7 protein-coding genes are annotated in these 6,378 nt (G+C 64.3%); 6 read left to right on the forward strand and 1 reads right to left on the reverse strand.

All coding sequences use genetic code 11. From position 1 onward, the window contains the following. Nucleotides 1-170 precede the first annotated feature (170 nt). The 6 genes from rpsM to GVL61_RS22730 all read left to right on the forward strand — a co-directional run bounded on the left by rpsM (nt 171) and on the right by GVL61_RS22730 (nt 5,749). Nucleotides 171-539 (forward strand): 30S ribosomal protein S13, encoded by a 369-nt coding sequence (gene rpsM, locus GVL61_RS22705; protein WP_159983238.1) that lies wholly within the window; start codon nt 171-173, stop codon nt 537-539. Between the two features lie 63 nt (nt 540-602). Then, nucleotides 603-992: a 30S ribosomal protein S11 gene (gene rpsK / locus GVL61_RS22710; protein ID WP_008831163.1), complete on the forward strand. Its 390-nt coding sequence runs from the start codon at nt 603-605 to the stop codon at nt 990-992. A gap of 105 nt (nt 993-1,097) precedes the next feature. Next, complete coding sequence (locus GVL61_RS22715) at nt 1,098-2,165, forward strand: DNA-directed RNA polymerase subunit alpha (protein ID WP_159983240.1); 1,068 nt, start codon at nt 1,098-1,100, stop codon at nt 2,163-2,165. Nucleotides 2,166-2,288: 123 nt separating this feature from the next. Continuing rightward, complete coding sequence (rplQ, locus tag GVL61_RS22720) at nt 2,289-2,711, forward strand: 50S ribosomal protein L17 (RefSeq protein WP_159983242.1); 423 nt, start codon at nt 2,289-2,291, stop codon at nt 2,709-2,711. Between the two features lie 164 nt (nt 2,712-2,875). Next, nucleotides 2,876-5,086, forward strand: a complete 2,211-nt coding sequence (locus tag GVL61_RS22725; protein WP_159983244.1) for a prolyl oligopeptidase family protein — start codon at nt 2,876-2,878, stop codon at nt 5,084-5,086. Between the two features lie 99 nt (nt 5,087-5,185). After that, nucleotides 5,186-5,749, forward strand: coding sequence for a hypothetical protein (locus GVL61_RS22730; protein WP_200844960.1), 564 nt, complete (start codon nt 5,186-5,188; stop codon nt 5,747-5,749). 21 nt (nt 5,750-5,770) lie between these two features. Here the strand turns inward: GVL61_RS22730 and GVL61_RS22735 are convergent. Beyond that, the coding region (locus tag GVL61_RS22735) for a trimeric intracellular cation channel family protein (protein WP_235037856.1) at nt 5,771-6,378 on the reverse strand (608 nt) is incomplete at its 5' end.

The raw sequence follows: 6,378 nt of genomic DNA on the forward strand, positions 1-6,378 counted from the left end.
TAAGCGCGCCCTTCACTCGACAGCATACGGCAAGTCCGGCGAGGCCAAGGCCGCAGTGTTCACAGAACCTGCGTGTTTCGCCAACCGGACCTTTTGTCATTTGCCTGCCCGGGTGTTCACAGCGTTGAGATAGGGGTCGCCTTCGACCTCTGTGGAGCAGGAGTTTTTAAGTGGCACGTATTGCCGGGGTCAATCTCCCCACCAACAAGCGCGTTATCATCGCGTTGACCTACATCCATGGTATCGGCCGCACCAAGGCCGTTCAGATCGCTGACAAGCTCGGCATCGACCATACCCGCCGCGTGCAGGACCTGTCGGACGCCGAAGTCCTGCAGATCCGCGAAACCCTGGACGCCGACCACACGGTCGAAGGTGATCTTCGTCGCGAAACCGCGATGAACATCAAGCGTCTCATGGATCTCGCATGCTACCGTGGCCTGCGTCACCGCAAGGGCCTGCCGGTCCGTGGCCAGCGCACGCATACCAATGCGCGCACCCGCAAGGGCAAGGCCAAGCCGATCGCCGGCAAGAAGAAGTAAGCTGCGCGGGCCGCACTCCGGCCCCCGGTTTTCCCACGCGATACATCGACAGGAACCACGAACATGGCACGCGAACCCCAGCGCATTAAGCGCCGCGAGCGCAAGAACATCACGAGCGGCATTGCCCACGTGAATGCAAGCTTCAACAACACCATGGTGACCATCACCGACGCCCAGGGCAACGCGATTTCGTGGTCCTCGGCAGGCATGATGGGCTTCAAGGGCAGCCGTAAGTCGACTCCGTATGCCGCTCAGGTGGCCGCGGACGACGCAGGCAAGAAGGCCGCCGAGCACGGCGTCCGCACCCTCGAAGTCGAAGTCAAGGGCCCGGGTTCGGGCCGCGAGAGCGCTCTGCGTGCTCTGGCCGCCGTGGGCTTCACCATTACCTCGATCCGTGACGTCACGCCGATTCCGCATAACGGCGTGCGTCCCTCGAAGCGCCGCCGCGTCTGATCGAGCTAATGCGGGCGACGACCGGTCGTCGCCCGTCTTCGGAACGTCCCGGGCCTTTCCACCAGGCCTTCGGGGCGTAACCGCCATCACTCCCAGGGGAAGTCCATGACTGTCAACATCAAGAACTGGCAGGAACTCAAGAAGCCGAACAGCCTTGAGATCAAGCCGGGACCCGACCCCAAGCTGAAGGCGACCTTCGTTGCCGAACCTCTCGAGCGCGGTTTCGGCCTGACGCTCGGCAACGCGCTTCGTCGCGTGCTGCTCTCCTCGCTGCAGGGCGCCGCGATCACCTCGATCAAGATCGAGAACGTGCTCCACGAATTCTCGTCGCTTGCCGGCGTGCGTGAGGACGTCACGGACATCGTCCTGAACGTCAAGCAGATCGCGCTCAAGATGCAGGGCGAAGGCCCCAAGCGTCTCCAGCTCTCCGCCACCGGCCCGGCCGCGGTGAAGGCTGGCGATATCGCCGTTTCGGGTGACATCGAGGTCATGAACAAGGACCTCGTGATCTGCCACCTCGACGAGGGCGCAACGCTGAACATGGAACTGACCGCCGACACCGGTAAGGGCTACGTCCCCGCCGTGTCGAACCGTCCTGTCGACGCGCCGATCGGTCTTATCCCGGTCGACTCGCTCTACTCGCCGGTGCGTCAGGTCAGCTACAAGGTCGACAATGCCCGCATCGGGCAGGAACTCGACTTCGACAAGCTGAACCTCACGGTCGAGACCGACGGCACCGTCACCCCGGAAGACGCCGTGGCTTATGCCGCGCGAATCCTCCAGGACCAGCTGGCGCTGTTCGTTCACTTCGAGGACATTGCTCCCGTCGGTCAGTCGCCGATGATCGGCATGGCCGCTGGTGGTACTTCGACTTCGGAAGAGAGCGACACCAACCAGCTCAACCGCTACCTTCTCAAGAAGGTGGACGAGCTGGAACTGTCGGTCCGTTCGGCAAACTGCCTCAAGAACGACAACATCATCTACATCGGTGATCTGGTCCAGAAGACCGAAGCCGAGATGCTGCGTACGCCGAACTTCGGCCGCAAGTCGCTCAACGAGATCAAGGAAGTTCTCTCCTCGATGGGTCTGCGCCTCGGCATGGACATCCCGGGCTGGCCGCCCGAGAACATCGAAGAGATGGCCAAGAAGCTCGAACAAGAGCTGCTGGGTTAAAATCTTCAAGCATGATCCCGGCCTTGGTCGGGATCATGTTTTTCAGGGTATCGGCGGTCCCCCTCAAGCGGCTGCCAGGATCGGGGTACCTGACACGGCCCCCCTACGAACGGAGTATTGAAAATGCGTCATAAAATGGGCGGCCGCAAGCTGCAGCGCAAGTCCGGCCACCGTACAGCCCTGCTGCGCAACATGGCCGCCGCGCTGATCAAGCACGAGCAGATCAAGACCACCACTCCGAAGGCCAAGGAACTGCGTCCTTACCTCGAGAAGCTGATCACGCTTGCCAAGAAGGGCGGTCTTTCGAACCGTCGTCTGGCGCATGCGCGCATCCTCGACGAAACGCAGGAAGCAAAGCTGTTCGAAGTTCTGGCCGAGCGTTTCGCTGGTCGCGAGGGTGGCTACACCCGCATCATCAAGGCCGGCATTCGCGCTTCGGACGCTGCCCCGATGGCGATCATCGAACTGGTTGACCGCGACGTCACCGCCAAGGGTCAGGATTCTGGCCCGGTGAACGCCGACGCCGAGGAATTCGCTGAAGCCTGAGCTCCGGCGTCCTTGACGGGATAGTAAAAAGCGGTCGCGAACTTCGGTTCGCGGCCGCTTTTTTCGTTGGAGGCCGCAGGCGCTTCGCCCGCAGCCTCCCTTTCCCTTCCATCCGCATATGCTAGAAGGGTGGCGAGAACGAAGGGCCGGGAAGGAAACGCGAAATGCACCGCCTGCGGGCGCTGATGGGGGGCTTGTTGCTTTGCGCTGGCACGCCCATCCGGGCTGAAACGGTCCCTGATGTCACCTATCCTCAGACCCGCCGCGATCCGCTCGTCGAAACCCTGTTCGGCGAAGACATTGCCGACCCTTATCGCTGGCTGGAAGCCGACGTGCGCCATGCGCCGGAGGTTGCCGACTGGGTAAGCCGCGAAAACCGTGTGACGGAGGCCTACCTCGGCGCGCTACCCCAGCGTGAACGGTTCCAGCAGCGGATCCGCGCCTTTATGGATTACGAACGTTTCGGCCTGCCGGTGAAGGCGGGTGGCCGCTATTTCTATACGCGGAACTCGGGGCTGCAGAACCAGGCGCAACTGTTCGTGCGCAAGGGCCTCTCCGGCGAAGCGCGCCTGCTTATCGACCCCAATGGCTGGGCTGCGGACGGCGCCACGGCGCTCGATGCCTGGGAGCCGTCGCAGAAGGGAAGCTACCTGCTCTACAGCGTGCAGGATGGCGGGAGCGACTGGCGAGTGCTGCGGGTGATCGACGTCAAGACCGGCAAGCCGCTGGGCGACGAGATCCGCTGGGCCAAGTTTACCGGCCTTGCATGGGTGGGCGAAGAAGGCTTCCTGTACTCGCGTTTCCCTGCGCCGGATGAGGGTGCGGCCTTCCAGGGGCGTAACTACGATCAGGCGGTCTACTTCCACCGGCTCGGCACCGCGCAGGAGCAGGACGAACTGGTCTATGCAACGCCGGGGCATCCTGAATACGGGCATGTGGCGAAAGTTACGCAGGACGGCAGGCTTGCGCTGATCACCACCCATGTCGGCACTGATCCACGGTACGAAGTGCGGGCGGTGGACCTGACCCATTACAAACGCGATGGCTGGAAGGCGATCCCGCTGGTTACCGGCTTTACGGACGACTGGAAGCTGGTCGAAGGGGCCGGGCGGCGCCTGTGGTACGTCACCAACTGGAAGGCGCCGCGCTATCGGCTAGTCGCCATCGATCTCGATGCGAAAGGCGCCGGTACACGGACGCCTGAGTGGACAGAGGTCGTCGCGGAGGGGGATGACATCCTTGAGCGCGCCGGCATTGTCGGCGACCGGCTTGTCCTCAATTACATGCGCGACGCCGCCAGCCATGCCGAGATTCTCGCGCTTGATGGGAGCGGTGGGAGAACATTAACGCTGACCGGCATCGGTACGGCCTCGGGCTTCCGCGGGCGTCCCGGCGATCCCGAGACGTTCTATGCCTTCACCAGCTTCAACTGCCCCGCCTCGATCTATCGGATGGACCTGACGACCGGCGTAACCGCGCCCTTCGCGCAGCCCAAGATGTGCTACGATCCGGGCGCCTATGTCGTCGACCAGCGCTTCTTCACGTCGAAGGACGGAACGCGGGTGCCGATGTTCGTTGTGCGAAGCCGCGCCGTGGCCAAGGCCAAGCTGCCGGTGCCGACACTGCTTTACGGCTACGGTGGTTTCGATGTTTCACTGACACCGGGTTTCTCCTCGATCCGCATGGCGTGGCTGGAAGCGGGCGGGGCGTTTGCTCTGGCGAACCTGCGCGGCGGCGGTGAATACGGGCGCGAATGGCACGAAGCCGGGCGCGGCGCTAACAAACAGAATGTGTTTGATGATTTCATCGCGGCGGGCGAATACCTCGTGAACCAAGGTATCGCGAAGAAGGACGGGTTGGCGATCCAGGGCGGTTCCAACGGCGGCCTGCTGGTCGGCGCGGCGGTCAACCAGCGCCCGGCCCTGTTCGCGGCGGCCGTGGCGCAAGTGGGCGTCATGGACATGCTGCGCTTCGACCGCTTTACCGCAGGTCGCTACTGGGTGGACGATTATGGCCATCCCGACCGCGAGGCCGATTTCAAGGTGCTGCGGGCCTATTCCCCATACCACAACATCCACGAAGGCCGGGCTTACCCGGCAATCTTGGTCACTACCGCCGATACCGACGACCGCGTGGTGCCGGGGCATTCGTTCAAGTATGCCGCTGCGCTTCAGCATGCGGACCTTGGCGCCAAACCGCGCCTCATCCGGATCGAAACTCGCGCCGGGCACGGATCGGGCAAGCCCACGGACAAGGCGATTGAGGAGGGCGCGGACATCCTGGCCTTTCTGGCGCAGTGGACCGGGCTGAAGTTGCCGGCCGAAACCACGACGATCGCCCATGCCGGCTCGCCGGCGGCCGACGGCACCCCGTGAGCGGCGACAGGGCGGTTCAGCCGCGCGACAGCATGAGCAAGGTATTTGCCTGAGATCAGGCGGCGCGGACAGTGCGCGCCGGGGCTTGGACATTCACCGATGCAGATATTCCGTTCGCGTACCGCCGCCACGCTTGCCGCGCTTGCCGTAGTTTCGATGACAGCGACTCCGGTGTTCGCGCGGGGCTACGACGACTGGGGACGCCATCGTCACCATCGCGGCGGCGGAGTCGACGGCGGCAGTCTGCTCGCAGGTCTGCTGGTGGGCGGCGCCGCCGTTGCGATCGCCACTTCAGCCAACAAGAAAGCCAACGACACGCGCGGCGACGAGCCCGCGCCCTATCGCTATCCTGGTGGGCCGCAGGCAGGCGATCAGGGCTATGGCGATGAGCCGGCCGGCGCGGACTATGGTTCGCGCGACTATCCGGGCGGGCCGGACGGGGCCTCCGGCAGCGGTCAGGGGAGCTTCGATGCGGCGGTGGACGCCTGTTCGGGCGAACTTGAGCAGGGCGGCAGGCGCGTCGATTCGGTAGATAATGTGCGCCGGATGGGTGAACGCTACAGCGTCGAGGGGCGGCTCGAAGGCGGCAGCGCCTATGCCTGCAGCGTCGACGATACCGGGCACATCCGCTCGGTTGCGGTCGACGGCCACGCGATGATCTGAACTACGCCAGGGCGGGACGGCTCAGTCGTCCCCCCGATGTGCGGGCAGGCCCAGCGACCAGTGGATCGCCGCGCCGCGCAAGGTAAAGCCCGCTGATACAGCCAGCGCCCAGGTCAGCGCGGGGGAAAGCCCGAAGGCGATCCCGGTACCAGCAAGGCACGCCGCAAGTGCCGCTGCCGTCACGTAAAGCTCCGGACGCATCAGGATAGACGGGCTGCCGGCCAGCACGTCACGGATGATGCCGCCGATGCAGCCAGTGACGACGCCCATAAGGATCGCGGCGACCAGCGGCACGCCCCACGATAGGGCTTTGATTGTGCCGAACACGGAATAGACCGCCAGCCCCAGCGCGTCCGCCCATTCCAGTAGCACCCCGTTCCACCAGCGCACGGGCGTGAACCACGCGACGAGCGCGACGACGAGGCATACCGGTGCCACGAACGGATCGTGCACCCAGAACACCGGCGCACCGATCAACAGGTCTCGCAGTGAACCGCCGCCGACGCCGGTAATGAGCGCGAAGAACGCGACCGTCACGAATGTCTGCTGCAACCGCGCCGCCGCCAACGCGCCGGAGAGGGCGAAAACGGCAATGCCGAGGAGGTCCAGCGCGGGGGGCAGGGCAGGGG

It is taken from the genome of Novosphingobium sp. 18050, assembly GCF_902706195.1.
In the GTDB taxonomy this organism is placed as follows: Bacteria; Pseudomonadota; Alphaproteobacteria; order Sphingomonadales; family Sphingomonadaceae; genus Novosphingobium.

Bases quoted from the DNA above. Each gene is read 5' to 3' on its own strand.
- rpsK (WP_008831163.1), top strand. From the start codon at position 603: ATGGCACGCGAACCCCAGCGCATTAAGCGCCGCGAGCGCAAGAACATC.
- GVL61_RS22715 (WP_159983240.1), top strand. From the start codon at position 1,098: ATGACTGTCAACATCAAGAACTGGCAGGAACTCAAGAAGCCGAACAGC.
- rplQ (WP_159983242.1), top strand. From the start codon at position 2,289: ATGCGTCATAAAATGGGCGGCCGCAAGCTGCAGCGCAAGTCCGGCCAC.
- GVL61_RS22725 (WP_159983244.1), top strand. From the start codon at position 2,876: ATGCACCGCCTGCGGGCGCTGATGGGGGGCTTGTTGCTTTGCGCTGGC.
- GVL61_RS22730 (WP_200844960.1), top strand. From the start codon at position 5,186: ATGCAGATATTCCGTTCGCGTACCGCCGCCACGCTTGCCGCGCTTGCC.